23 protein-coding genes are annotated in these 25,374 nt (G+C 72.7%); 15 read left to right on the forward strand and 8 right to left on the reverse strand.

Going from position 1 to position 25,374, the window contains the following annotated elements:
• The first annotated feature begins 6 nt into the window (after positions 1 to 6).
• Genes ACZ4K2_RS35080 through ACZ4K2_RS35140 form a run of 13 tightly spaced genes read left to right on the forward strand, consistent with a single transcriptional unit; the run spans position 7 to position 14,395 of the window.
• On the forward strand, positions 7 to 1,536 hold the full coding sequence (locus ACZ4K2_RS35080) for a right-handed parallel beta-helix repeat-containing protein (RefSeq protein ID WP_467480045.1): 1,530 nt from the start codon (positions 7 to 9) through the stop codon (positions 1,534 to 1,536).
• A 1-nt stretch (position 1,537) separates the two neighbouring features.
• Positions 1,538 to 2,770 carry an O-antigen ligase domain-containing protein gene (locus ACZ4K2_RS35085; RefSeq protein WP_467480043.1) on the forward strand — a complete coding sequence of 411 codons (1,233 nt, stop codon included), beginning with the start codon at positions 1,538 to 1,540 and terminating at the stop codon, positions 2,768 to 2,770.
• A gap of 2 nt (positions 2,771 to 2,772) precedes the next feature.
• Positions 2,773 to 4,014: a glycosyltransferase gene (locus tag ACZ4K2_RS35090; protein WP_467480042.1), complete on the forward strand. Its 1,242-nt coding sequence runs from the start codon at positions 2,773 to 2,775 to the stop codon at positions 4,012 to 4,014.
• A complete protein-coding gene (locus ACZ4K2_RS35095) occupies positions 4,011 to 5,246 on the forward strand; it encodes a class I SAM-dependent methyltransferase (RefSeq protein ID WP_467480041.1) in 1,236 nt (411 codons plus the stop codon). The genes ACZ4K2_RS35090 and ACZ4K2_RS35095 overlap by 4 nt, the downstream gene beginning before the upstream one ends.
• Positions 5,243 to 6,046 carry a sugar phosphate nucleotidyltransferase gene (locus tag ACZ4K2_RS35100; protein ID WP_467480040.1) on the forward strand — a complete coding sequence of 268 codons (804 nt, stop codon included), beginning with the start codon at positions 5,243 to 5,245 and terminating at the stop codon, positions 6,044 to 6,046. The genes ACZ4K2_RS35095 and ACZ4K2_RS35100 overlap by 4 nt, the downstream gene beginning before the upstream one ends.
• A complete protein-coding gene (locus ACZ4K2_RS35105; protein ID WP_467480038.1) occupies positions 6,043 to 6,690 on the forward strand; it encodes a PIG-L deacetylase family protein in 648 nt (215 codons plus the stop codon). The genes ACZ4K2_RS35100 and ACZ4K2_RS35105 overlap by 4 nt, the downstream gene beginning before the upstream one ends.
• 3 nt (positions 6,691 to 6,693) lie before the next feature.
• Complete coding sequence (locus tag ACZ4K2_RS35110) at positions 6,694 to 7,719, forward strand: NAD-dependent epimerase/dehydratase family protein (protein WP_467480036.1); 1,026 nt, start codon at positions 6,694 to 6,696, stop codon at positions 7,717 to 7,719.
• A complete protein-coding gene (locus tag ACZ4K2_RS35115; protein WP_467480034.1) occupies positions 7,707 to 8,990 on the forward strand; it encodes a DUF4910 domain-containing protein in 1,284 nt (427 codons plus the stop codon). Before ACZ4K2_RS35110 ends, ACZ4K2_RS35115 begins: the two co-directional genes overlap by 13 nt.
• A 5-nt stretch (positions 8,991 to 8,995) precedes the next feature.
• Positions 8,996 to 10,306: a hypothetical protein gene (locus ACZ4K2_RS35120; protein ID WP_467480032.1), complete on the forward strand. Its 1,311-nt coding sequence runs from the start codon at positions 8,996 to 8,998 to the stop codon at positions 10,304 to 10,306.
• A complete protein-coding gene (locus tag ACZ4K2_RS35125) occupies positions 10,303 to 11,253 on the forward strand; it encodes a glycosyltransferase family 2 protein (RefSeq protein WP_467480030.1) in 951 nt (316 codons plus the stop codon). Before ACZ4K2_RS35120 ends, ACZ4K2_RS35125 begins: the two co-directional genes overlap by 4 nt.
• Complete coding sequence (locus ACZ4K2_RS35130) at positions 11,250 to 12,482, forward strand: polysaccharide pyruvyl transferase family protein (RefSeq protein WP_467480028.1); 1,233 nt, start codon at positions 11,250 to 11,252, stop codon at positions 12,480 to 12,482. Before ACZ4K2_RS35125 ends, ACZ4K2_RS35130 begins: the two co-directional genes overlap by 4 nt.
• An 11-nt stretch (positions 12,483 to 12,493) precedes the next feature.
• The gene (locus tag ACZ4K2_RS35135) at positions 12,494 to 13,045 is read left to right on the forward strand and encodes a dTDP-4-dehydrorhamnose 3,5-epimerase family protein (protein ID WP_467480026.1); all 552 of its coding nucleotides are present in this window, start codon (positions 12,494 to 12,496) and stop codon (positions 13,043 to 13,045) included.
• Between the two features lie 6 nt (positions 13,046 to 13,051).
• The gene (locus ACZ4K2_RS35140) at positions 13,052 to 14,395 is read left to right on the forward strand and encodes a glutamate-1-semialdehyde 2,1-aminomutase (protein ID WP_467480024.1); all 1,344 of its coding nucleotides are present in this window, start codon (positions 13,052 to 13,054) and stop codon (positions 14,393 to 14,395) included.
• A gap of 7 nt (positions 14,396 to 14,402) precedes the next feature.
• On the opposite strand, the gene ACZ4K2_RS35145 is transcribed toward ACZ4K2_RS35140, so the two are convergent.
• The 3 genes from ACZ4K2_RS35145 to ACZ4K2_RS35155 form a co-directional block, all read right to left on the reverse strand.
• Positions 14,403 to 15,077: a phosphatase PAP2 family protein gene (locus ACZ4K2_RS35145; protein WP_467480022.1), complete on the reverse strand. Its 675-nt coding sequence runs from the start codon at positions 15,075 to 15,077 to the stop codon at positions 14,403 to 14,405.
• A gap of 272 nt (positions 15,078 to 15,349) precedes the next feature.
• Positions 15,350 to 16,195: an NAD-dependent epimerase/dehydratase family protein gene (locus tag ACZ4K2_RS35150; protein ID WP_467480020.1), complete on the reverse strand. Its 846-nt coding sequence runs from the start codon at positions 16,193 to 16,195 to the stop codon at positions 15,350 to 15,352.
• A gap of 156 nt (positions 16,196 to 16,351) precedes the next feature.
• Entirely contained in the window at positions 16,352 to 16,930 is a 579-nt protein-coding gene (locus tag ACZ4K2_RS35155) for a GyrI-like domain-containing protein (RefSeq protein WP_467770003.1), read from the reverse strand.
• Positions 16,931 to 17,245: 315 nt separating this feature from the next.
• On the opposite strand from ACZ4K2_RS35155, the gene ACZ4K2_RS35160 reads away from it, so the two are divergent.
• On the forward strand, positions 17,246 to 18,589 hold the full coding sequence (locus ACZ4K2_RS35160; protein ID WP_467480016.1) for a PP2C family protein-serine/threonine phosphatase: 1,344 nt from the start codon (positions 17,246 to 17,248) through the stop codon (positions 18,587 to 18,589).
• Between the two features lie 288 nt (positions 18,590 to 18,877).
• Here ACZ4K2_RS35160 and ACZ4K2_RS35165 read toward each other — a convergent pair whose 3' ends face one another.
• From ACZ4K2_RS35165 to ACZ4K2_RS35175, 3 genes are all read right to left on the reverse strand, one after another.
• Positions 18,878 to 19,087, reverse strand: coding sequence for a hypothetical protein (locus ACZ4K2_RS35165; RefSeq protein WP_467480014.1), 210 nt, complete (start codon positions 19,085 to 19,087; stop codon positions 18,878 to 18,880).
• 473 nt (positions 19,088 to 19,560) lie between these two features.
• Entirely contained in the window at positions 19,561 to 20,259 is a 699-nt protein-coding gene (locus ACZ4K2_RS35170; protein ID WP_467480012.1) for a class I SAM-dependent methyltransferase, read from the reverse strand.
• A gap of 1,035 nt (positions 20,260 to 21,294) precedes the next feature.
• Positions 21,295 to 22,437 (reverse strand): methyltransferase domain-containing protein, encoded by a 1,143-nt coding sequence (locus ACZ4K2_RS35175; protein ID WP_467480010.1) that lies wholly within the window; start codon positions 22,435 to 22,437, stop codon positions 21,295 to 21,297.
• Between the two features lie 579 nt (positions 22,438 to 23,016).
• Between ACZ4K2_RS35175 and ACZ4K2_RS35180 the strand changes: the two genes are divergently transcribed.
• Positions 23,017 to 23,238 carry a hypothetical protein gene (locus ACZ4K2_RS35180; protein WP_467480008.1) on the forward strand — a complete coding sequence of 74 codons (222 nt, stop codon included), beginning with the start codon at positions 23,017 to 23,019 and terminating at the stop codon, positions 23,236 to 23,238.
• A 1,171-nt stretch (positions 23,239 to 24,409) separates the two neighbouring features.
• Here the strand turns inward: ACZ4K2_RS35180 and ACZ4K2_RS35185 are convergent.
• Positions 24,410 to 24,595, reverse strand: coding sequence for a hypothetical protein (locus tag ACZ4K2_RS35185; protein WP_467480006.1), 186 nt, complete (start codon positions 24,593 to 24,595; stop codon positions 24,410 to 24,412).
• 334 nt (positions 24,596 to 24,929) lie between these two features.
• Complete coding sequence (locus ACZ4K2_RS35190) at positions 24,930 to 25,091, reverse strand: hypothetical protein (RefSeq protein ID WP_467480004.1); 162 nt, start codon at positions 25,089 to 25,091, stop codon at positions 24,930 to 24,932.
• Positions 25,092 to 25,374: the final 283 nt, after the last annotated feature.

Raw genomic sequence — 25,374 nt, forward strand, 5'->3', positions numbered from 1 at the left:
GGACGCTTGGGGATCAAGTGGCGGCACTGGGCGCCGCCGGCGGCACTGCTGGCGCTCGCCCTGCCGACGGCGACCGGCTGCGAGGGGACGCCGGTGGCGCGGCCGAAGCCGGCCGCCGCGCCGCCCACGCCGGTGGCGCGGGTGTGCGACGCGCCCGCTGCCGGGCCGGTGAGGGCGCCGGCGGGCGCGGTGACGGTCGACCCCGCGGTCCCCGGTGACCTGGCCGTGAAGACCGGAGACAGTCCCCCGGGCAGCACGTTCTGGCTCGGGCCCGGCAGGCACGTGCTCGGGCCGGACCGCTACGCCCAGGTCGTCCCCAAGGAGGGGGACGTCTACCTGGGCGCCCCGGGCGCGGTGCTCGACGGCCGGCGGACCAACCAGTACGCGTTCGGCGGCACCGCCCGCGACGTCGCCATCCGCCACCTGACCGTGCGGGGTTTCGTCGCGCCGCACGACGAGGGCGTGGTCAACCACGACTCGGCCGACGGGTGGGTGATCGAGCACGCGACGATCCAGGACAACTCCGGCGCCGGGCTGATGGCCGGGGCCCGCCAGCGGGTCCGGGCCAGTTGCCTGCGCCGCAACGGGCAGTACGGCATGAACGCCTACAAGGCCGGGGGCCGGATCAGCGGCCTGGTGGTCGAGGGCAACGAGATCACGGGCAACAACCGGGACGACTGGGAGCGCCGGCGGCCCGGCTGCGGCTGCACCGCGGGCGTCAAGTTCTGGGCCGTGGACGGCGCCGACGTACGCGGCAACTGGGTGCACGGCAACCGCGGGACCGGGCTCTGGGCGGACACGAACAACAACGACTTCCGCATCGAGGACAACGTGCTGGAGGCCAACGACGGTGCCGCGCTCATCTACGAGGCCAGCTACAACGCGGTCGTCCGGCGGAACACGATCCGGCGGAACAACTGGGTCGTGGGCCGCGGCTACGCCGAGCGCGGCGACAGCTTCCCGTTCGCGACCGTCTACCTGTCCGAGTCCGGCGGCGAGCCACGGGTCCCGGCCCGCACGGACGGGATCGAGATCTACCGGAACGTGCTGGAGGACAACTGGTCCGGGATCACCCTGTGGGAGAACGCGGACCGGTTCTGCAACAGCCCGGCGAACACCTCGTCCGGTGACTGCACGCTGCTGGTGAAGGACGTCCGGCGCTGCGCACGGCCGGCGATCGCCACCGCGCCGCTCTACTCGGACTGCCGGTGGAAGACCCAGCGCGTGGACATCCACGACAACCGCTTCGTGCTGGACACGTCCGTCGTCGACTGCCTGGTGAAGTGCGACCGCATGGCGGTGCTGGCCAACTACGGCACCTTCCCGGACTGGTCGCCGTACCAGGGCGAGCGGGTGGCCGAGGCGATCACCCGCCGGCAGCACAACCGCTGGCACGACAACGTCTACGTCGGACCGTGGAAGTTCGTCGTCCACGACCCGAGCCGGATACTCGACCCCGGGCAGTGGCAGGGCGCGCCGTACCGGCAGGACGCGGGCAGCACCTTCCGCACCGTCCGCGCACAGGGCGGTGGCTGAGATGGGCGCGGACCGCACGCCGCGGCTCGTCGGGGCGGCCTGGGGGCTGCTGGTCCTCAACACGCTCGGCTCCGCCGGGGCGAAGACCATCGTCCCGCTGCCCCGCTCCCTCATCCAGATGGTCACCATGGGCTCGCTGGTCGCCGCGTTCGTGCTGGCGCTCGCGGTCAATCCCCGGCTGCGCATCCGGCCCAGCGCCTTCCTCCTGCTGCTCACCCTGCTGCTGGTGCCGAGCGTGCTCTCCAGCGCGGACCCGGAGTCCGGGTTCGGCGCGCTGTTCCGCTGCGGCCGGCTGGCCCTCTTCGTCAGCACGCTGTGGCTGCTCAGCCGGTGGTGGGACGGCGGCACGACGTTCGTCCGGCACCACATCCGGATGTACTACGCGGTGCTCGGGACGGTGGCCGCCGGCGCGGTCGCCTCACCGGGCGCCGCCACGCCCGACCTCTACGGCGGGCGGCTGGTCGGTGCGCTGTGGCCGCTCACCCCGCCGCAGATCGGGCAGTACGCGGCGGTGATCACCGGGCTCGCCGTGCTGCTCCTGCTGGGCCGCCGGACCGACGGGGCCGGCGCGGCGGCGGTCATCGTGCCGGCCCTCGTCCTGCTCGCGCTCACCCACACCCGCACGGCCACGCTCGGGCTGCTCGTCGGGCTGGTGCTGGCGGTCGGCTCGCTCTTCCTGACCAGCGCCGCCGCCCGCCGGTTCTTCGGCTGGGCGGTGCTGACCGCGGCCGTGGCCGCGGTGGGTTTCCGCTCCGCGCTCCAGGCGTGGTTCCTGCGCGGGCAGAGCCAGGAGAACTTCTCCACCCTGACCGGCCGGGCGAAGGTCTGGAACGCCCTGCTGGCGGCGCCCCGGACAGCCTCGGAGCACCTGTTCGGCACCGGCCTGGGCGACAAGTCGTTCGCCGGGCTGCCGATCGACAACAGCTGGCTGGCCGTCTACAACGAGCAGGGGATGACCGGTGTCGTCCTGGTGGGGGCGATGATCGCCGTGCTGGGCGGTGTCGCGCTGCTGCGGCCGCCGTCGCTGTCGCGGGCCTGCGCGCTGTTCCTGATCAGCTACTGCGCGATCGCGTCGTACACCGAGGCCGGGCTGGGCGACGCCTCGCCGTACCTGCTGCACCTGGCCGTGGCCGCCTCGCTGCTGGCGGCGCCCGCCGCTGCGCCCGCCCCCTCCACGCCCGAAGCCCCCCGCCGGCGCGTCCCGCGGTGGGCCCGGAGATCGGAAGTGACCTGACGATGCACGTCCTCGTGGTGCACAACCGCTACGCCTCGGCGCAGCCGAGCGGGGAGAACAAGGTCGTCGACCAGGAGGTGGCGCTGCTGCGCGGGGCCGGGCACCGGGTCGGGGTGTTCGAGCGGCGCAGCGACGACATCGCCGCCCGGTCCCTGCCGGGCAAGGCCGTGCTGCCGCTGCTGGTGCCATGGAACCCGGCGGTCCGTGCGGAGCTCGCCGCCCGGCTGCGCGCCGAGCGGCCGGACGTGGTGCACGTCCACAACGTCTTCCCGCTCCTGTCGCCGGCGGTGCTGGCCGCCTGCGCGGACGCCGGTGTGCCCGCCGTGGCCACGCTGCACAACTACACCCAGGTCTGTCCGCCCGGCACACTGCAACGGGACGGCCGGCCGTGCACCGAGTGCGTCGGCGCCACGCCGCTGCCCGCCGTCCGGCACGGCTGCTACCGGAACTCGCGGCTGGCGACGGTGCCGCTCGCGGTCAGCCTCTCGGTGAACCGGCGGCGGTGGTGGTCCGGTGTGGAGCGGTTCTTCTGCATCTCCGGGGCGCAGCGCGACGTCCTGGTGCGCTCCGGGATGCCGCCCGGCCGGCTGGTGGTCAAGCACAACTTCGTGCCCGAGCCGGGTGTCCACCGCGCGGGCGCCGGCGAGCACCTGCTCTACCTCGGCCGGCTCGCGGAGGCCAAGGGCGTCCGGCTGCTCATGGCCGCGTGGGACGAACTCGCCGCCGGGGGCGGGGTCGGCGTGCCGCTGGTGATCGCCGGGGCGGGGCCGCTGGAGCCGGAGGTGGCCGCCTGGGCGGCGGGGCGGGACGACGTGCGGTACGCCGGCCTGTACGACGCGGCGGAGTGCCGGCGGGCCGTGGCGCGGTCGGTCGCCGTGGTGGCCCCCTCGACGTGGCTGGAGGCGTTCGGCCTGGTGGTCGTGGAGGCGATGGCGGCCGGGGTCCCGGCCGTCGCCGCCGGTCACGGCGCCTTCGCCGAACTCGTCGAGGACGGGGTGACCGGGCTGCTGCACCGGCCGGGCGAGGCCGCCTCGCTCGCGTCCTGCCTGCGCCGGATCACCGCCGGGGCGGACCGCAACCGGGAGATGGGCCGGGCGGCCCGGCGCCGATACGAACAGGGCTTCAGCCCGGCGGTCGGGCTGGAGCGCCTGGTGGAGGGGTACCGCACCGCGATCGCGGGTCGGTCGGCACTGGCTCGCGGCGGGGAGATCCGCGCGGGCAGGGGGGATGGAGACGGAAGATGACACGATGCCGACTCTGCGGCTCGGAAGCGATGGCGAGCGTGGTCGACCTCGGGGCGACGCCACCTTGTGAGAGCTTCCTCGCCGCGGACCGACTGGACGAGCCGGAACCGGCGTACCCGCTGCACCTGCGGGTCTGCACCGACTGCTGGCTCGCGCAGCTCCCACCGCTGATCACGCCGGAGGAGACGTTCAGCGAGTACGCCTACTTCTCCTCCTACTCGACCTCCTGGGTGGAGCACGCGCGCGGGTTCGTCGACGGCGCGGTGGAGCGGCTGGAGCTGGGCGCCGACGCCTTCGTGGTGGAGGTGGCGTCCAACGACGGGTACCTGCTGCGGCACCTGGTGGACCGCGGGATCCGCTGCCTCGGCATCGAGCCCTCGGTGAACGTCGGCGCCGCCGCGCGGGAGGCGGGGGTGCCCACGCTCACCGAGTTCCTCGACCCGGCCACCGGCGCCGCGGTCCGCGCCGGACACGGCCCGGCGGACCTGGTGGTGGCCAACAACGTGTACGCGCACATCCCCGACGTGGTCGGCTTCACCCGGGGGCTGCGCTCCCTGGTCGCCGACGACGGCTGGGTCTCCGTCGAGGTGCAGCACCTGCTGACGCTGATCGAGGAGAACCAGTACGACACGATCTACCACGAGCACTTCCAGTACTACACGGTCGCCTCCGCCTCCCGGGCCCTGGCGAGCGGCGGACTCACGCTCGTGGACGTCGAGCTGCTGCCCACGCACGGCGGCTCCGTCCGGCTGTGGGCGCGGCCCGCCGAGGCGGCCGGGGAGCCGGCGCGGCGGGTGGCCGACGTGCTGGACCGGGAGAAGGCCGCCGGGCTGTACGAGCTGTCCGGGTACACCGAGTTCTCCGCCCGGGTGGCCAAGGTGCGCCGGGACCTGCTGCGGTTCCTGGTCGAGGCGGCCGACCGCGGCGAGCGGGTCGTCGGCTACGGCGCCCCGGGCAAGGGCAACACCCTGCTCAACCACTGCGGCATCCGGCCCGACCTGCTGCCGTACACGGTCGACCGCAACCCCTACAAGCACGGGAAGTACACCCCGGGCACCCGCATCCCGATCCTGCCGCCCGAGCGGATCGCCGCGGACCGGCCGGACTACGTCCTCGTCCTGCCGTGGAACCTGCGGGACGAGCTGGTCGACCAGTTGTCCTTCGTGCACGACTGGGGCGGCCGCCTGGTCTTCCCCATCCCGGAACTCAGCATTGTCGAGGTCAAGTCATGAAGGTCGTCCTGTTCTGCGGGGGCTACGGGATGCGGATGCGCAACGGCGCCTCCGACGACGTGCCCAAGCCGATGGCGATGGTCGGCCCCCGCCCGCTGATCTGGCACGTCATGCGCTACTACGCGCACTTCGGGCACCGGGAGTTCATCCTGTGCCTCGGGTACGGGGCGCACCACATCAAGGACTTCTTCCTGCGCTACGAGGAGACGACGTCCAACGACTTCGTGCTGCGGGGCGGGCGGACCGAGCTGCTGTCGACCGACATCGCCGACTGGACGATCACGTTCGCGCAGACCGGCGTCGAGTCGCCGATCGGGGAGCGGCTGCGCCGGGTGCGGCACCACCTGGACGGCGACGAGATGTTCCTGGCCAACTACGCCGACGTGCTCACCGACGCCCCGCTGCCGGAGATGATCGACCGGTTCGCGCGGCGCGACGCGGGCGCGTCGATGATGGTGGTGCCGCCGCAGTCCTCGTTCCACTGCGTGGACCTGGGCGACGACGGCCTGGTGGGGGGCATCACCCCGGTGAGCGAGCTGCCGCTGTGGGAGAACGGCGGCTACTTCGTGCTCCGCCAGGAGGTCTTCGACCACATCCCGGAGGGCGGGGACCTGGTCGCCGACGGCTGCGCCCAGCTCGCCAAGCGCGGCCGGCTGGTGGCGCACCAGCACCGCGGCTTCTGGAAGCCGACCGACACGGTGAAGGAGCGGGCCGCGCTCGACGACGCGTACGCCCGGGGCGACCGCCCGTGGGCCGTGTGGGAGCGGGACGGCGCGGGCGCCGGGGCGGGGGCCGCGTGATCAGGCTCAGCGCCGGGCGCCCGGAGCGGATCGTCGCCGTGGGCGCGCACTGCGACGACATCGCCATCGGCGCCGGCGGCACGCTGCTGACGCTGTGCCTGGCGCGTCCGGGCCTCCGGGTCGACGCGCTGGTGCTCTCCGGCGGCGGAGGCGAACGGGAGGCGGAGGAGCGGGCCGCGCTCGCCGCCTTCTGCCCGGGCGCCGACCTGCGGCCGACCGTCCTGAAGCTGCCGGACGGCCGGATGCCAGCGCACTGGGAGGAGGCCAAGGCCGCCGTCGAGGAGCTGCGCGGGCGGACCGAGCCGGACCTCGTGCTGGCCCCGCGCACCGATGACGCGCACCAGGACCACCGCGGCCTGGCGCGGCTCGTGACCACCGCGTTCCGCGACCACCTCGTGCTGGGCTACGAGATCGTCAAGTGGGACGGCGATCTCGGCCGGCCGGTGGCCTACCAGCCGCTGCCGCCGCAGATCGCGGAACGGAAGGTGCGGCTGCTGCAGGAGCACTACCCCTCGCAGCGGCACCGGCCCTGGTACGACCGGGAGGCGTTCCTCGGCCTCGCGCGGATCCGCGGCATCGAATGCCACGCGCGCTACGCCGAGGCGTTCGCCGTCACCAAACTCACTCTCGACCTGGGGGAATGAACCTTGCGCGTACTGCTCACCGGACACCAGGGCTACCTGGGCACCGTGATGGCCCCGGTCCTCGCGGCCGCCGGGCACGAGGTCGTCGGGCTGGACGCCGGCCTGTTCGCCGACTGCGTGCTGGGGCCGCGGCCCGCGGACCCGCCGGGCTCCCGCGTGGACCTGCGCGACGTCACGGCCGAGCACGTGGCCGGGGTGGACGCCGTGATCCACCTGGCCGCCCTGTCCAACGACCCGCTCGGAGCGCTGGCGCCGCGGCTCACCTACGACATCAACCACCACGCCTCCGTACGGCTGGCCCGGCTGGCCCGCGACGCCGGGGTGCGGCGCTTCCTGTACGCGTCGACCTGCTCGGTCTACGGTGCCGCCGGCGGCGACGCGCTGGTGGCCGAGGACGCCCCGCTGCGCCCGGTGACGCCGTACGCGGAGTCCAAGGTGCGGGTGGAGGACGACCTGCACGCGCTCGCGGACGGTGACTTCAGCCCGGTGTACCTGCGCAACGCCACCGCCTTCGGCTACTCGCCCCGGCTGCGCGCCGACATCGTGCTGAACAACCTGGTGGGCCACGCGCTGCTGTCCGGCGAGGTGCTGGTGCTCTCCGACGGCACCCCCTGGCGCCCGCTGGTGCACGCGGCCGACATCGCGCGGGCGTTCACGGCCGCGCTGACGGCGCCGCGGGGGGCGGTGCACGACCGGGCGTTCAACATCGGCAGTGAGGTCAACAACGTGACGGTCGCCGAGATCGCCGGGCAGGTCGCCGAGGCGGTGTCCGGCTCCAAGGTGGTGATCACCGGGGAGACGGGGGCCGATCCGCGGTCGTACCGGGTGGACTTCTCCCGGTTCCGGGCCGCGGTGCCGGGCTTCGACTGCGAGTGGACGGTGAAGCGGGGCGCGCTCGAACTCGCCGACGCCTACCGCGAACACGGCCTGACCCGGGAGGACTTCGAGCGTCGCTTCACGCGGCTGGCCGTGCTGCGCGCGGCGTCCGACGCCGGTGCCGTCGACGACACCCTGCGGTGGCGCCGGTGACCGCGCCGGGCGAGGAGATGCACGCGCTGGTGGAGCGGTTGTACCCGCTGTGCCGGAGCATCACCGGCGACGGGGTGCGCGCCACCCTGGAGATCGTCGGCGAGTACCTGCCCCTGCGGGTGCACGAGGTGCCGACCGGGACCCGGGTGCTGGACTGGACGGTGCCGCAGGAGTGGAACATCCGGGACGCGTACGTCGCGGACGGCGCCGGGAACCGGGTCGTCGACTTCGCCGCGTCCAGCCTGCACGTGCTCGGGTACAGCGTGCCGGTGTCGGCGACCATGCCGCTGTCCGAGCTCCGCCCCCACCTGCACACCCTGCCGGACCATCCGGCCTGGGTGCCGTACCGCACCAGCTACTACGAGCCGGCGTGGGGGTTCTGCCTGGCGCAGGAGACCCTGGACGCGCTGCCGGAGGGCGAGTACGAGGTGCGCATCGACTCCACGCTCGCCGACGGCCACCTCACCTACGCCGAGCACGTGCTGCCCGGGCAGGTCACCGACGAGGTCATCGTCTCCTGCCACGTCTGCCACCCGTCGCTGGCCAACGACAACCTGGCCGGCATCGCGGTGGCGACGTTCCTGGCCCGAGCCCTGGCCGAGGAGACGCCGTACTACACCTACCGGTTCATCTTCGCGCCCGGCACCATCGGGGCGATCACCTGGCTGGCCCGCAACGCGGAGCGGATCGACCGGGTCAAGCACGGCCTGGTGCTGGCCTGCGCGGGCGACCGGGGCCGGCTGACGTACAAGCAGAGCAGGCGCGGCGACGCGGAGATCGACCGGGTGCTGCGGCACGTGCTGAACGCCTCCGGCCGCCCGCACCGCGTCACCGAGTTCACCCCGTACGGCTACGACGAGCGGCAGTACTGCTCGCCGGGGTTCGATCTCGGCGTGGGCTCGCTCAGCCGGACCCCGTACGCCGGCTACCCCGAGTACCACACCTCGGCGGACGACCCGGACTTCGTCTCCCCGGAGGCGATGGCGGACACGCTCGCCCTGTGCCGGGAGGCGTTCGCCGTGCTGGACCGCAACCGGCGGTACGTCAACCTCAGTCCGCACGGCGAGCCGCAACTGGGCCGGCGCGGGCTGTACGACTCGCTCGGCGGCCGCAGCGACGCGAAGCAGGCCCAGCTCGCCATGTTGTGGGTGCTCAGCCTTTCCGACGGCGAGCACGGCCTGCTGGACGTCGCCGAGCGGTCGGGGCTGCCGTTCACCGCCGTCGCCGCCGCGGCCGACGCCCTGCACGGCGCCGGGCTGATCAAGGCGTGACGCCGGTGACCACCAGGGGGGAGGAGACGGCGGCGCCGGCGGGCGGGTCCGGGGACGCCCGGCGGTCCGGCAAGCGGGCCCTCGTCGGCCGGCTGTCCTGGGGGCTGGCCGACCAGGCGGCCTCCAGCGTGACCAACTTCGCGGTGGGGATCTGTGTGGCGCGTTCGCTGGGTGTCACCGCGTTCGGCGTGTTCAGCCTGGCCTGGGTGACGTACGGCGTGGTGCTCAACGTCTCCCGCGGGCTGGCCACCGACCCGCTCGTGGTGCGCTTCAGCGGTGTGCCGGAGGCGTCCTGGCGCGGGGCGGTGGTCCGGTCGTCGGGCACCGCGCTCGGCGTCGGCACCGCCATCGGCGCGGTCTGTCTGGTGGTCGGGCCGGGGCTCGGCGGACGCGTGGGGCCCGCGTTCGCCTGCCTCGGCGTCACGCTGCCCGGTCTGCTGCTCCAGGATGCCTGGCGGTTCTCGTTCTTCGCCGCCGGCGACGGACGGAAGGCGTTCCTCAACGACGTCGTGTCGGGCGTCGCGCTCGTCCCTGCCATGCTGCTGGCGGCCCGCGTGGGCACCGTGGCCGCCTTCGTGCTCGCCTGGGGCGCGTCCGCCGCGGTGGCCGCCGCGTACGGCTGCTTCCAGTCCGGCATCCGGCCGCGGCTGTCGGGGGGGCGCGGGTGGCTGCGCGAGCAGCGCGACCTGGGCTACCGGTACCTGGTCGAGAACGTCAGCCTCAGCGGAGCGAGCCAACTGCGGGCGTACGGGCTCGGCGCGATCGCCGGGGTCGGCGCGGTGGGCGCGGTGCGGGGCGCCGAGCTCCTGCTCGGCCCGTTCCTGGCCGTGCTGATGGGGCTGTCGCTGGTCACCGTCCCGGAGGCGGCACGGGTGCTCCGGCAGGCCCCGCACCGCCTCGGCAGATTCTGCCTGGGGCTGGGCGGCGGGCAGGCCACCGCCGCGCTGTGCTGGGGCGGGGCGCTCCTGCTGCTGCCGGACCGGCTCGGCGAGCTGGTGCTCGGCGACGTCTGGCACTCCTCCTCGGCGCTCATCGTGCCGGTCACCCTCAGTGTCGCGGGCGCGGGGCTCGGCACCGGCGCGGCGGCCGGGCTGCGCGCGCTCGGCGCGGCCCGGCGCAGCCTGCGCTGCCAGTTGTTCGCCTCCTGCTGTTACGTCGGCGGCGGGCTCGGCGGTGCGGCACTCGCCGGCACGGTCGGCTCGGCGTGGGGCGTCGCCACCGCGACCCTGAGCGGCTCGGCCGTGTGGTGGCTCCAGTTGCGGGCCGCCCTGCGCGAGCGCCGCCAAGAACCCGTTCCCGAAGTGAGGACCTCATGACCGCCCAGCCCAGGCTGAGTATCGGCCTGCCCGTGTACAACGGCGAGGAGTACCTGGCCGAGTCGTTCGACGCCCTGCTCGGCCAGACCTACGAGGACTTCGAGCTGATCGTCTCCGACAACGCCTCGACCGACGGGACCGCGGACATCTGTCGCCGGTACGCGGCCCGGGACTCCCGCATCCGGTACCGCCGGCTGTCCCGGAACATCGGCGCCACCCCGAACCACAACCTGGTGTTCGCCGAGTCCCGCGGCGAGTTGTTCAAGTGGGCCTCGCACGACGACCTGTACGGCCGGGACCTGCTGCGGGTGTGCGTGGCCGCGCTCGACGAGCGGCCGGGGACGATCCTCGCCCACACCGGCCAGGCGGTGATCGACGGCGACGGCCGGCTGAAGGTGCCGTACGAGTACGGGCTGGACACCGCTTCGCCGCACGCCCCGGACCGCTTCCGCAGCCTGCTGTTCGAGCCCGGCGGCGACGACTTCTACGGGGTGCTGCGGGCCGACGTGCTGCGCCGGGTGCGGCCACTCGACAGCTACCACCACGCGGACCGCACGTTCGTCGCCGAGATCACCCTGCACGGGCCCTTCCACCAGGTGCCGGAGGTGCTGTACTTCCGCCGCGACCACCCGCACCGCGCCGAGCGGGCGAACCCGGGCAAGCGCGCCCGGTGCGTCAACCTGGACCCGCGCCGGGCGGGCCCGCTGCACCCGACGCCCCGGCTGCTCGCCGAGTACGTGTGGGGCTTCGCCGCCGCGATCCGGCGGGCGCCGCTGTCGACGGCCGACCGGCGCGCGTGCTACCGGCACCTGGCCGCGTGGCTGACGGCGCGGGCCCGGCCGGGCGGCGCCGGCGAGCGGGTCGAGGACCGGGCCCCGGTCGTCCCGGGCCGGCTGGACACGTCGGTCGACGCCCTGGTCGCCGGCCGCGAGGGGAGGCGGGCGTGAGGCCCGCGGCGGGGACCGCGGTGCGCGTCGGGGTGTTCGGCCTGCTCGGCTCCGGCAACCTCGGCAACGACGGGTCGCTGGAGGCCGTGCTCGGATACCTGCGGCGCCGGCACCCGGAGGCGGTCGTGGACGCGCTGTGCGGAGGGCCCGAGGCCGTCACGGCCCGGTTCGGGATCCCCGCGACACGGCTGCACTGGTACCGCGGGGAGTACCGGACCGCATCGCGCGCGGGCGCGGTCGCGGCCAAGGGGCTGGGCAAACTCGTCGACGCCGTCCGCACCGCGGCCTGGGTGCGCCGGCACGACGTGGTGATCGTGCCGGGCATGGGCGTCCTGGAGGCCACGCTGCCGCTGCGGCCGTGGGGCTTCCCCTACGCGCTGTTCCTGCTCTGCGCGTCCGGCCGGCTGCTCGGCACCCGGGTCGCGCTGGTCGGCGTCGGCGCCGCCCCGATCGGCAACCGGTGGACCCGGGCCCTGGTGCGCCGGTCGGCGCGACTGGCCGCCTACCGGTCGTACCGGGACGCCCCGTCCCGGGAGGCGATGCGGGCGATGGGCGTGGACACCTCGCGCGACGAGGTCCACCCCGACCTCGCGTTCGCCCTGCCGACCCCGCCCCCGAGCGCGTCCCCGGGCGGGCCGGGCCGCGTCTGCGTCGGCGTCATGGCCTTCCACGGCGGCGACGACGACCGCGCGCGGGCCGAGGAGATCCACCGGCGCTACCTCGACGGGACGACCCGGTTCGTCCGCGCGCTGGTCGCGGAGGGCAGAGCGGTCCGGCTGCTCACCGGCGACGACGTCGACGCGCCGGTGGTCGCCGCGATCCTCGCCGCGGTGGACTCGCCGCTGGTCACCGCCGCCCGGGCGGCCTCGCTGGCCGACCTGATGGAGGAGGTCGCGGCCGCCGACACGGTGGTGGCCACCCGCTACCACAACCTGATCTGCGCCCTGCGGGTCGGCACGCCCACGCTCGCGCTCAGCTACGCGGCGAAGAGCGAGGCACTCATGGCGCGGATGGGGCTGGACGCCTACTGCCACCCCGCCCGGGAGGTCGACGCCGACCGGCTGCTCGCCCAGTTCCGCGAGCTGGAGCTTCGGTCGCCGGAGCTGCGGCGGATCCTCGCCGAGCGGGACCAGGACGCCACCCGGCACCTGGAACACCAGTTCACCGTCCTGTCGGCGGCCCTGTTCCCGCCGGCCGGCCACACCCACGCCCTGCGGGAGCCCGTATGAACGCACCCGGAATGACAGCGACCGAAGTCCCGGCGATCGCCGGGGCGTACCTGTTCGAGCCGACGCGACACACGGACGAGCGCGGCTTCTTCTGCCGCACCTTCGACGCCGACGTGGCCCGCTCGGTGGGCCTCGACCCGGACGCCTTCGTCCAGGACAGCCTGTCCCGCTCGGCGGGGGGCGTGCTGCGCGGCCTGCACCTGCGCTCCGGGGCGGGCGAGGCCAAGCTGGTGCGGTGTTCGTACGGCCGGGTCTTCGACGTCGTCGTGGACCTGCGGGCGGACTCGCCGACCTACCGCAACCTGGCCTTCTTCGAACTGTCCGGCGAGACGCAGGCCACCGTGTACGTCCCGGCGGGATGCGCGCACGGCTTCCAGGCACTGACGGAGACCGCCGACGTCTCCTACCGCATCGACCGCCGGCACGATCCGGCCGAGGACGTGACGATCGCCTTCGACGACCCGGAGCTGGCCATCCCGTGGCCGCTGCCGGTCACCTCGGTGTCCCCACGGGACCGGAAGGCGCCGGGCCTCGCCGAGGTCCTGCGGCTGAAGGGGAGTTGAGGCCGCGTGGACACCGAGGACACCGAGGACACCGGGCGGCTCCACCTGCCCCGGTCGCGGAGGGCGAACGAGCGGTTGCACGCCCTGATCCCCGGGGGCGCGCACACCTACGCCAAGGGCGACGACCAGTACCCCGAGGGCCTGGCCCCGGTCATCAGCCACGGCCGCGGCGCCCACGTGTGGGACGTCGACGGCAACCGGTACGTCGAGTACGGCTCCGGCCTGCGGTCGGTCAGCCTCGGCCACGCCCACCCGCGCGTGGTCGAGGCGGTGCGGCGCCAGCTCGGCCGCGGCAGCAACTTCGTCCGGCCGTCCGTCGTGGAGGTCGAGGCCGCGGAACGCTTCCTGGCCACGGTACCGACGGCCGAGATGGTGAAGTTCGCGAAGAACGGCTCCGACGCCACCACCGCCGCGGTGCGCCTCGCCCGTGCCGCCACCGGGCGCCCGCGGGTGGCCCTCTGCGCCGACCACCCGTTCTTCTCCAGCGACGACTGGTTCATCGGCACCACGCCGATGTCCGCGGGTGTGCCGGCGGCGACCGGCGAGCTGACCGTGGCCTTCCCGTACGGGGACCTGACCGCCGTCGGGGACCTGCTCGCAAGGTACGCGGGCGAGGTCGCCTGCCTGGTCCTCGAACCCGCCACCCACACCGATCCGCCGCCCGGGTACCTCGCCGGCCTGCGCGAGCTGGCCGACCGGCACGGCTGCGTCCTGGTCTTCGACGAGATGATCACCGGCTTCCGCTGGTCCGAGGCGGGTGCGCAGGGCCTGTACGGCGTCGTCCCGGACCTCTCCACGTTCGGCAAGGCGCTGGGCAACGGCTTCGCGGTCTCCGCGCTGGCCGGGCGCCGCGAGCTGATGGAGCGGGGCGGACTGCGGCACTCCGGTGACCGGGTGTTCCTGCTGTCCAGCACGCACGGCGCGGAGACGCACTCCCTGGCCGCCGCGATGGCCGTGTTCGCCACCTACGTCGAGGAGGGTGTCACCGCGCGGCTGCACGCCCTCGGCGAGCGGCTGGCGGCCGGTGTCCGGGACGCGGCGGCCGCCGCGGGCGTCGGCGACCACGTCGTCGTGCGGGGCCGGGCCAGCAACCTGGTCTTCGCCACGCTCGACGAGCACCGGCGGCCGTCGCAGCGGTACCGCACCCTGTTCCTGCGCCGGCTCCTCGAAGGCGGGGTGCTGGCGCCGTCGTTCGTGGTGAGCAGCGCGCTCGACGACGCCGACATCGACCACACGGTGGAGGTGGTGGCCGAGGCGTGCGCGGTGTACCGGCGGGCGCTGGACGCCGCCGACCCCGCCCCGTGGCTGGCCGGGCGGCCGGTGAAGCCCGTCTTCCGCCGCCGGTCGTGAGGTGACGTCAGCGGCGCTCACGCCGCCCGGCCGGCGGGCCGGTGAACCGGTCCGCCAGCCGGTCGACCAGCCACCCGGCCGCCGGTGTCACGGCCAGCGCGGTGCACCAGCCGCCGAGGACGTCGGTCGGGTAGTGCGCGCCCAGGGCGACCTGTGCCCAGCCCATGGCGGCGCCGGCGGCCAGTGCCGCCGCGAGCACCAGCGACGTCCCCGCCCGCGCGCCGAGCCCGAGCCGGCCGGCGGCGACCAGCGCCGCGACGAGGGCGAGCGCGGTGAGGAAGGCGGTGTGCCCGCTCGGATAGGACAGGCTCCCGGCGTGGATGGTGCGTCCCACCACGGACTTGAGCAGGGTCGCCGTCCCGACGGCCGATCCGGCGCCGACCACGACGAGCACCGCCGCGCGCGGACGGCGGAGCAACAGGCAGGCCGCCACGGCGGCCAGGACCACGGCCACCGCTCCCCCGGGCTCCCCCAGGAAGTCCAGGGCCAGCGCGACGCGCCGCCACGGTGGTCCCACGCCGACCAGCGCCGCGGAGACCCGCGCGTCCACCCTGCCGGGCGTGCCGTCGCCGGCGTAGCGGACGCCGAGCACGGCGACCACCGAGGCGGCGAGGGCCGCCACCGCCGCGAGCCGGGCGCGCAGCGCCGGGGGCAGCACGGCGGGCGCCGGCCGGCCGGTCACCCGCCCGCCGCGTCCGGTGCCCCCCGGGTTCCGCCGGTCCTCCCGCTTCCCCACCAACGACCCCCCGTCGTCACGGACTCGGCCCGCCCGGGAGCCGTAGCCACCCTAGCCAACTGCGCGGCCGCGCCGGGCCCGTGCCGCCGGACGGGCAAAAGGAGTTGCGGGCGCCGCCCTCCCCTGGGCACGGTGAGGCCGCGTCGCCGACGCCGTGATCACAGCCACCCGGAGATCATCTCAGGCCCACCGATCCCCGCATGCGACGGCCATATGCGTCAGGGCCGAAGGTGCCTGAGGGTGAACTCGGGCTCGGCATAGCGGCCGGCCTGGACTCCCGTCGGATCGGCTGGAAGATCTCCGGGGATGTCCGCAGCGTGGGCTTCGGCGTTGTCGACGGGGACGTAGGCCAGTTCCGTCACGTCGGGGAGTTTCCAGAAGCGACGGGTGTTGGCGGAGACGGCGTACGCCGTGACGAAGCGGGTGGAGGACGGCGCAGTCAGGGCGGCCCGGACATATCCGACGGCGTCGCGCGGGCTCAGCCAGGTCGCCAGGTGCCGGGGTTCGGTAGGCATGGGCTCGAAACTGCCGATGCGCAGGCAGATCACCGACAGACCGAACTTGTCGGCGTACAACTGCCCGAGGGCCTCGACGGCCACCTTGCTCACCCCGTAGAGGCCGTCAGGGCGTGCCGGCTCCTGCGGGCCGGTGAGATGTCCGGCGGGGTAGAAGCCGGTCACACGGTTGCTGCTCGCCAGCACCACCCGCTCGATGCCCGCGCGCCGCGCCGCCTCCAAGACATGGTGCGTGCCCAGCACATTGGCTTCGAGCAGGTCCGGGAGAGGAGCCTCGTCGGGCACGCCGCCCAGGTGGAGCACGCGGTCGGCTCCCGCGAGGGCCGATTCCACTGCGGCGACGTCCCGCAGGTCCACCGTGTGGACGTCTTCGTTCTCGGCCTCCGGGCAGAGCGGTACGCGATCGAGCAGGACCAGGCGTGAAGCCTCATGTCGCAGCGCCTCACGCACCACTGAACCGATGGTGCCCGCCGCTCCTGTTACCGCCACCGTTCCCAGACTCACTGCGCTCCCCCTGTTCTTCGACACCTCTTCCACCTTTGCGCCCATTGATCCACTCCTCAAGGCGCCGGGGCCGGCCGTCCGCCGCCTGGATCCGCACGGGGCCCAGCGGGCGGCCCGTTCGGCGGTCCAGCAGGCGGGAGTGCTCCTTCCCGGGGGCGAAGCTCTCCTCCTCGTTTGTGCTGCGCATCCTCCAGCGGACTGTCAGTCCGCCAGTGGCCAGTTGAGCTCGGTACGTAGGTCACGCGGGTCCATGTCCGGGGATGGCTGCGTGACATACGTCTCCCACCTGTCCTCTCCGCCGGGTAGTCCCCGCGCCCGCATCCAGGAGTGCAGCCGTTCCCAGGAAGACCCGAGACGGTCGAAGGACCCGTAGTGCGTGAGCCGCGCGACCCGGCCCCCCGGAAGTGAACCGGCCACGACCCCGGCCTCCGGCCGCACCGCCCGGCTCGTGACGAACCCGACCTCCAGGTCCAGGGTGTTTCCCGGCGGCCCGTGGTAGAGGCCGAAGGCAGGGCTCAGCGTGGTGATCCGCTGGGCCTCGATGATCCGGGCCAGGGCACCGAAGGAGGCATCGAAAAAGTTCCTCAGTTCGGCCACCGGAACGACGCCACGGACAACCGCTGTCGTCGCCGGGTCCGAATGCACACAGTGCGGCTCCGAGAAACTGGCCCCACTGTCAGTTCCGTGACTGCTCATGCCACTCCCGTTCACGTTCCAAGGGTACTCAGCACATCCAGACCTCTCGCACGCCGAGAACTCATCGCTCGGGCAGGCCGGCATTGCCGGATGATCGCGCCACCCTGCTTGAAGCCGCTCAGGACCGCCTCGTACTGCTTCCACTCGGTTGTGGGGGGCGGGGTGTATGACCTCCTGGAGGTCGACCAGCTCGTCGTCTGCGAGGGTGCTGCCGGAGGTGTCGGGGAGATCGTTGTGGTGGAAGGTAAAGCTCAGGCCGGTCGTGCTGCCGTCTTCCACCCTGACGAGTGAGATCACGCTCGTCCGCAGGGCCGCAGGCCGGGTTACTGTAGAGCGGGTCAAGAATTTGACAGAGGATCCGTGTCGGCCAGGCGACGCAAGCGGTAAGGACGACACAGGGTGACAGGCAAAGACGTGACGGCCTACCCACACGGGCTGCGCGCGGACGGGCTGCCGGCCGCGCTCGGTGACCCCAGGCGCCTGGCCGCGGTGGCCGCCACCCGGCTGATGGACACCGGCGCAGAGGCCGCCTTCGACGACCTCGCCCGACTGGCCTCCGAGCTCACCAACTGCCCGCGGGCGTTCATCACCCTCGTCGATGATCACCGTTCGTTCTGGAAATCGTGCATCGGCGTGGATCTCGACCACATCGAGGACCGGCAGAATTCCGTCCGCGAGAGCTTCTGCTCCTTCGTCGTCGGCCTGGCGGGCGAGCCATTCATCGTCGCCGACGCCGCCGCCGACCCGCGTACCCGTGATCACCCGGCGGTGGAAGCGATGAAGATCGGCGGCTGGGCCGGTCACCCGATCCTGGGCCCCGGCGGAGAGGTCCTGGGCAGCATCTGTGTCATCGACGAAGCTCCTCGCGATTGGGGTCCAGGCGAACTGGCCGCCCTGGCCACCCTGGCCCGCTCCGTCGGCAACGAACTGCACCTGCGCCAGTCCCTGAACACCACCCGAGAGGCACTGGAGACCTCCCAGCTGCTGGCCCGCAACCTTCAGGACAGCCTGCTGCCCCCGGTCCTGGCGAACGTGCCCGGCCTGGAAACAGCCGCTTCGTACCTCCCCGCAGCCGGCGGCACCACCGTGGTCGGCGACTTCTACGACCTCTTCCACGCCAAGGGCCCCTGGTGGTGCACCGTCATGGGAGACGTGTGCGGAAAGGGAGTGGAAGCGGCCAAGGTCACGGCACTGGCCCGCTACACCCTGCGCGCCGAAGCCACCCAGCACCTCTCCCCGGCCACCGTCTTCACCCGCCTCAACTCAGCCCTGATCGATCAGCGCGGCGGCGAGCGTTTCCTCACCGCCGTCTACGCCACCTTTCGTACCACTCCCAGCGGTCTCGCCGGACGCCTGTGCACGGCCGGACACCCTCCAGCCCTTATTCGCCGCGCGAACGGCCGCATCCAGGAAGTCGGCCGGCCCGGCACCCTCCTCGGCATCCTGCCCGAGGTACGGCTCAGCGACGTCCGCTTCCGTCTCGCCCCCGGCGACACCCTGCTCCTCTACACCGACGGTGCCACCGAAGCCCGGGCCCGCAAGATCCCGGGTACCGCCGCACCTGCCCAGTTCGGCGAGAACGCCCTCGCCCGTGCACTCGCCGACTGCCACGGCATGAACGCCGCCCAGACCGTGACGCGACTCGGTGAAGTCCTCGACCAGCACAGCCGCGGCTGGGCCAGCGACGACACCGCCTTCCTCGCGCTGCGCGTGCCCCCAGCTCCTGACCGGGACATACGGTAGAACACATCCCGCAAAGGCCCGTCAGCGAGCCTCTGCCCCGACAGAAGGCCGGCCCCCTGTCCGACGACACCGAATGGACCACTGGACAGAGGACCGAGAACGCTGCCAAGCGGCCCGCATTCCCGACGAACGCACCTTCCTGCATCTGGCTGTCGAGCAGCGGCAAAAGCCGATGTCCCCCGCATCGGGCCAGGCCGACCGCGTACCCGACCCGATCGAGTGCGCGCCGACAAGGCATACGCCTCCCTCAAGAACCGCGCGCGCAACGAGTGGCTATGACCTGCGATGTCAGGTCAGGCTGCGGCGTGCCACGGCGAGGAACTCCGCCTTGAACGGCTCCAGGCGCTCGGCCAGGCTCCCCGCGTCACGCTCCTGCCAGACCGCTTGGTTAAGGGCGCGGGCGTAGAGGGTCGTCGGTGGGTGGAGGCCAGGGGCACACAGCAACTCGATGCTCTTCTCGGCTATTCGAAGACCGTCCATCACCGGCCTGGCTGTCACGTACCAGTCATCACCGACCTCCCACTGAGGCGGCCGCGCATACGCCACACCCTCAGCCTCCAGGACGCACCGGATGAACTCCAGGACGGTCCTGATCTGCTCGGCACGCCGCTCCTCCGCTCGCGCCGCGGCCCGCCTTCGCTCTTCAACCCGGTCAGCTGCCCGCTGCGTCGTGCGCTGGGTCAGGTACGTCAACGCACCGCCTACAGCCACACTGACCATCGAAATCGCCGGGGTCCACAAGTCTCCTGCCACGGCCGACTACTACCACTACCTGACCATCGACCGCTGCCGATCGTCCAGACCGGCTTACCTGCCAGGGTGCGAAGCTGTCCGTCGGGGTACCGCGGAGATCTCGGCGTGGGCAGACGGCACAAGACGCTGATGTGAGTCGAACCGCCTGTCGGCTGGTTCATGGGCGCCCGGCTCCGACCAGCCTGGGGCTGACGGGCTGACATGGTGAGGTGCCGTGATCAAACCTCGTGGCGCCGGCGCGCGAGATGGACGGTGATGTCCGCGGCCATCTCGACTCTGTCCGGCAATACCTGCATGATCTGGCTGAACACCTGCTCTTGCTCCGCGGCCGGCAACACGAGATAGGCCGAGATGGTGGAGAGATGACCCACGTAGTCGCGAGCGCTCATCGTCACGCGCCGTTCGATCACGCTCTGCTGAACGCCGGTGAACCACTCAGACCGTTGCAGCTCCGTACCCGGCCACTGCATCTCATGATCCGGAGGCGTCCCGTCAGGCGACGGAATTTCGTCACTCTCCAGGAATGGCGCTCGCGCCGCGCGGACAGCTTCCTCCACAGCCGGGTCGGCCAGTTGGAATGGCCCGCCGCATGAGGCGAATACGCCACCCGGTTCCAGCAGCGTGGCCATGCGCGACCACCGGCCCTCCGGGTACGTCCAATGCAGCGCTGCTGCCGCATAGACCAGTCCGTACCGTTCACCCGGTCGCAAGTCCTCGAACGCGGCTTGCACCGTTCTGACGCTCGTCGGCACATGCTTGCGCAGTTCGGCGAGCATGGCACCGTCAGGATCAGTCGCGGTGACCACGAGCCCTCGTTGAGCGAACAGGCGGGTTGCCTTGCCTGTCCCGGCGCCGATCTCAAGGGCGGTCCGGACCGGGCGGCCCGCATAGGCCATCACCATGTCGAACAGCTCCACGGGATACCCCGGCCGGAACCGTTCGTATGCTTCCGCCACCCCTCCGAAACTCAGCGCGCGACCAGACATGCCCAGCATCCTGGCACGAGCGGCCCCCGCGGTGCTTGATCTTGGGGGCACAGACGCGAGCTGCTGTCTCATGAGACACATCAAAGTCTGGAGGAGGACGGTTACCGGGTTGTCGTCTCCGCCGGGCCGGCCCCGTACCTGCAGTCGAGGCGGGGTGCGGCGCTGAGCGGGGCGTTCCCGGAGATCGCCCGGGCGGCCGCTTCGCTCGGTGCCGAGACGGTGGTGGACGCCGAGCCCGTCGTGAGCAGCAGCGCCGGTCGCCTCGACTTCGCGGCCTTGCAGCACGCGCCTGCCGCCGGAGCGCCGGGGCCGAGCGGGCGACCGTGGAACAGTCGGCCCATCTGGTAACTGGAGTGCACGCGGGTTCCTCAAGACGTACCGCGGTTGCATCCATGCAAGAACGCAGGTGAGCGTGCTGCACCGGGCGAATCAGCGAGCGCACGGGGTTCTCGCGCTCATGGGCGGATTCCGCGAGATGAGCCGGGGACTTGCCCGTGTGCGCGGGAATCCGGAAGTCGCGGGTCAGTCAATCCACGCCTCGCCGCGCCGGTGCCGATCCAACCCCACGGCTGAGAACTCGTCCGCCGCTGCCGTCTGCCACGGAATCGAACAGGGCGTCCGTCATCAGCATCAGCGACAGGCCCTGCCCGATCGACGCCAGCCGACCGGCAGGCAGGCCCCGCGCCGCACCACGCAGCGCCTTCCCCTCAGCGATCACTGCTTGCAGGTCGTAACCCGTCCAACGCCACCCTCAAGATCGGAAATCCCATCTTGTCCCAGACGGCGAAGGCGAACCGCGCGGTACTCCCTCCCAGGACCACCACACCACCAGCGCGTCCCCGCCGGAGCACCGTCCAGATCCCCGGTCTCGGCGGGCCGCTGTCGACGAACCCGAGACTGCCGTTCGTGGTCGCGGACCGCCACAGCGCCGTGTTCGGTGGCCGCGTCGTTGATGGTGGGGTGATGTCAGGTGAGCGGCCAGCAGGGTGTGTTGCCGGAGTCGTTGACCCACATGTACTGGGTGGTGCCGCTGTCCGTGACGGTCATCCTGAAGTCGTACAGGGCGGGTCTGCCCTGGGCCAGCCAGGTGTCCCAGGCTGCCTCCAGTTCGTCGGCCAGGCGTCGTGGGCCGCCCTGGGTGGCGATCGTCCGGCCGCCGCCGATGGCCGACAGCATCGCCCAGGACTGCTGAGCGTCGTGGATCCAGGCGTTGAGTCCGTCGGCGTCCTCAGCGAGGGTGATCCTGAGGTGGGGCACGGCGACGCGCAGCGCGAACCGCAGATGGACGTCGTCGCGCAGCGGGGCGAGGCCGCGGTCGAAGGGCCGTTCCTCAGTCGGTTCGCTGCGGGCGCGTACCTGGGGGTATCCCGGCTCGGTGCGCAGGGCCTGGCGGTCGGGCATGAACTGTGCCAGTCCCTGCACCCACCCGGTGGCGGAGCGGCCGTCGTCGGCGACGGTCAGGGCGACGTGGCCCAGGCGGCCCCACGGGAACACGATCCGTCCGCCCGGTCGGGTCTGCGCGATCCAGGCCCACGGGATCCGCTCGACGGCGTAGGTGGCGATGACCCGGTCGTAGGGGGCGCCGGGTGCCCATCCGTGGTTTCCGTCACCGGCGTGCACGTCCACCGTGGTGCCGGCTGCGGCCAGTGCCCGGCGCGCGGTGTCCGCCAGATCGGGGTCCGCCTCGATGCTGACGACGCTTCCCGGGCCGGCTCGCCACGTCAGCAAGGCGGCGTTCCAGCCGTTGCCCGTGCCGAGTTCCAGCACGCGGTGGCCGGGTTCGAGGAGCAGGGAATCCAGCATGTCGACCACCACGGCCTGGCTGGACAGGCTCGATGTCGGCAGTCCGTCGGTGACCTGGGTGACGGTCGCCGCATCGGGCCCGGGATACACCTCGCTCGCCCAACCGGCCGGGTCGCCGTCATGGTCCACCGGCAGGTAGGCGTGCCCGTCCCATCGCCACAGGCGTCGGGGGGCGAACCGGTGCCTGGGCAGTTCCTCGACCGCGTCGCGGATCCAGGCGGAGCGTTTGGGCCAGTCGCCCCGCTGGTCCATGGCAGCCCTCACGGACTGCTGGAGCCGGCCGAGGTCGGGGGCGATCACCGTCATGCCGGCCTACTTCTTGTGCTTGCCGTCGCTGGGCGGAGGCGGGGGGACCTGTCCGTCGCTGTTGCCGGGCGGCGGGTTGCCCGTGCTCGGATCGGCCGGCGGCTTCTCGTGCTTGCCCAACGTTTCCTCCTCGTCCGGGAGCTATCGGCACGGCCATGATTTCGGCCCCCTGTCGCCGCTGTCGGCCGGATGCCGGAAATCACCGGTGGGACGGCTGAAAGGCACCCGCCCTGCCGCGGCCAGCGCTCGGCCCTGCGGACTCGCTTCGGCTTCTCGCCGGGCCGGTCCGTCATCAGCGCGAAAGTCAGCCGGCTGGCCACTGTTGAGCCGCGTTACGTCCAGTACCTTGCTGTGCTGATGCGCCAGACGCTGACCGGGGCTGTCTGACAACGTGCCGGACTGCGCCGCGCGACCGAACGACCCGGCACCACGCGGCCTGCTCGGACGGTTCGGTTCGGTTCGGTGACAGTCCCGGCGGGCGTCTATGTGACTCGTCAGAGGGCCTCGGGGATGGATGGGCGAACCGACGGCCTCCCGCCCCCGGTCGTCCTGGCGGCAGGATCTGGAGGCGCGCCCGCCGTGAACACGAACAGCTGCCCCGGTCCCGACACCGGTGGGACGATCACCATGCGCGGCCACGGTCTCACCTGGGCTGACCACGACGGCACCCCGCGCGCCTCCGCCGTCGCCTACGACAAGGTTTCAGCCGACCGGCGGCAGGAGGAACGGCAGAAGGCCGGGGCCACCGACATCGTGAGAGTCGGCGTGAGGCCTGGCGAGTTGCCGGCCCGACGAGGCTGAGATCTCCTGACGCGGGTCACGGCCAAGGGGACGCCTTGCTGTGCGGACGCGAGGGACCCGCTCGCCACGTTCCGCAAGGCGCGCGGCAGTCGTAGGCGGCGTGTTGCACCACCCCGCGTGCAGGGAACGGGCGTGGGTGCTCAGCGCGGCCGGGCGGGACGTTCTGTTCGGCCTCGTTGCCGCCGGGCGTGGAAGGGAAGACTGCGGCCTCGTGTGTCCGGGCGGGCCGGACCCAACGAGAACGCCATGTCGTGCCCAGGCGACATCTGTGTCAGGCGGAGACGACACGGCTGCCTGTTGCACCGCGGTTACGGCGCGGCAGCCGGCCCGCGGTGTCCGGGAGCTTGCGGTAGGGCGTGGGCGTGCCTCGTGGGGGAACTTGGCGGTGCGGGCAGACGCAGGACCTGTGCCAGGTCGCGGCGTATGCGGTCGGCTTCGCCGCGTACCTGGGCGGGGACGTCGCCGTGCTCGGCGACGAGGCGGCTGTAGATGGGAGTCTCCTGGAACACGGCGGGGACTGCTCTCTTCGTCTGGGTGGAGCGGGCATCGGGGTGCCAGCGAGTGATGCTCGGGACACTAGGGCACGGCACTGACATTGATGCTGGACGGGTTGCGGTGGCCGTGATCCCGGCACCGGCCGTCGTCCCGCTCGTCCGGGTGACGGGCGTCGGGAACCTGGGCTGGATGCTGGGCGGGATGCGGGGCGGGGTGTACGGCGCCGGGCAGGGCGGCGAGTTACCCGAACGCCGTCAAGGGCTGGACCCCCGCAGCCCGCGCGTGTCTTGGCGTCTGAAGACCACGGGTCGTCAGGGAGTCGGTTGCTTCGGCCCTGGCAGGTTGGGGTGCCGCAGGCGTCCGTCCGCTCCCGCAGCCGGTAGCAGTGGCCGTAGGCCGTAACCACCAGCCGTTGTCGGCGTTGATTACGGCATCGCGTGCATGAAATCCGACCCCCCGCGGATACGCGAGCGAGCCCGGACCCACTGGTCCGGGCTCGCGTCCTGTTCGGGGCGTGGCTGCAGGTCGAACTCAAAGTGCCGATGTCCGTGAACCGGACACGTCCTCCAGCCGGCCAGCGCGGTGATCCCCGTGGCCGACAGTACCGGGCAGGCGAGTGGGGGGCGGTCGCGTGCCCGGTGCTGGTGTCTCAGGGGTGAGGGCGGAGGTCGTCGGCCTACAGGGCGTTGAAGGGCTGCTTCGGCTCGAAGACGTTCTGCGGGGTGTTCGGCTGGGAGGTGGATGCCGGGGGCAGGACGTGTGCCAGGTCGCGGCGTATCCGTTCGGCTTCGCCGCGGACCTGGACGGGGATATCGCCGCGCTCGGCGACGAGGCGGTCGTAGACGGGAGTCTGCGAGAACACGGTGGGGGTCCCTTCAGTGGGCGGTTCGCTGGGCCCGCGCAGCATACGAGCCCGGCGATCACTCCCCCCTGCCCGGGTGGGGCATTCAGGCCAGGACGGCGTATGCGGCCCGCGCCTTGCGCCGGCCGGCTCGCTCGATGCGCGGCAGTCCAACCGTTCAGGGCGGAGCCGGCGGGAAGCCGCGGTGAGGATGCCCGGCCGGGCGGCGAAGGCTCGGCGGTTGCCGACCCCGGGGGCAGGCCGGTCGGTCGCGGGTCCCCGGCGGCAAGGTGAAGCCGGGCTGAGTGGTGCTGTGTGCGGTGCTCGCGCAGGTCCCGTACGAGGTTGGCCTGGTTCATCGGGCGTGGGTGAGGGTGATGAGGGGGTCGTCGCAGCCGGTCTTGATCCGGTTGAGCGCGGCGGGTTCGGCCTCATCGACGCTGAGGTTCCACCTGGTCTGCACGGTGACCCAGTCCGCGAGGTAGCGGCAGTCGCCGAGGCGGCCGGTGGCATCCACTCGGCCGGGTCGCGGTCGGCTTCGGGCTGGTTGGTTCTGTCACGGACCGCGGCGAGGGAACGCTCGCCGTCCAGGTCGTTGGCGTATGTCACCGACGACGTCAAGCACAGCCGGGCCGTGTGGGGCCACCTGACGGTCCGTGTGCGGGGCCGGCGCTGCCGCTGCGGCGCCCGGGGCTGCCTGGTGGCCTAGTACTCCAGCAGCGTTTCGCTATCTTGCCTGGTCACAGGCATCGCCGGGAGTGTAGTGGGCTGCTGGAACGTCAGGGGCGGTCTTGCCGGAC

The organism is Streptomyces sp. NPDC025833, from assembly GCF_055558055.1.

Bases quoted from the DNA above. Each gene is read 5' to 3' on its own strand.
- ACZ4K2_RS35085 (WP_467480043.1), top strand. From the start codon at position 1,538: ATGGGCGCGGACCGCACGCCGCGGCTCGTCGGGGCGGCCTGGGGGCTG.
- ACZ4K2_RS35135 (WP_467480026.1), top strand. From the start codon at position 12,494: ATGACAGCGACCGAAGTCCCGGCGATCGCCGGGGCGTACCTGTTCGAG.
- ACZ4K2_RS35175 (WP_467480010.1), bottom strand. From the start codon at position 22,437: ATGACGGTGATCGCCCCCGACCTCGGCCGGCTCCAGCAGTCCGTGAGG.
- ACZ4K2_RS35155 (WP_467770003.1), bottom strand. From the start codon at position 16,930: ATGCCGGCCTGCCCGAGCGATGAGTTCTCGGCGTGCGAGAGGTCTGGA.
- ACZ4K2_RS35100 (WP_467480040.1), top strand. From the start codon at position 5,243: ATGAAGGTCGTCCTGTTCTGCGGGGGCTACGGGATGCGGATGCGCAAC.
- ACZ4K2_RS35150 (WP_467480020.1), bottom strand. From the start codon at position 16,195: ATGGGCGCAAAGGTGGAAGAGGTGTCGAAGAACAGGGGGAGCGCAGTG.
- ACZ4K2_RS35125 (WP_467480030.1), top strand. From the start codon at position 10,303: ATGACCGCCCAGCCCAGGCTGAGTATCGGCCTGCCCGTGTACAACGGC.
- ACZ4K2_RS35095 (WP_467480041.1), top strand. From the start codon at position 4,011: ATGACACGATGCCGACTCTGCGGCTCGGAAGCGATGGCGAGCGTGGTC.
- ACZ4K2_RS35090 (WP_467480042.1), top strand. From the start codon at position 2,773: ATGCACGTCCTCGTGGTGCACAACCGCTACGCCTCGGCGCAGCCGAGC.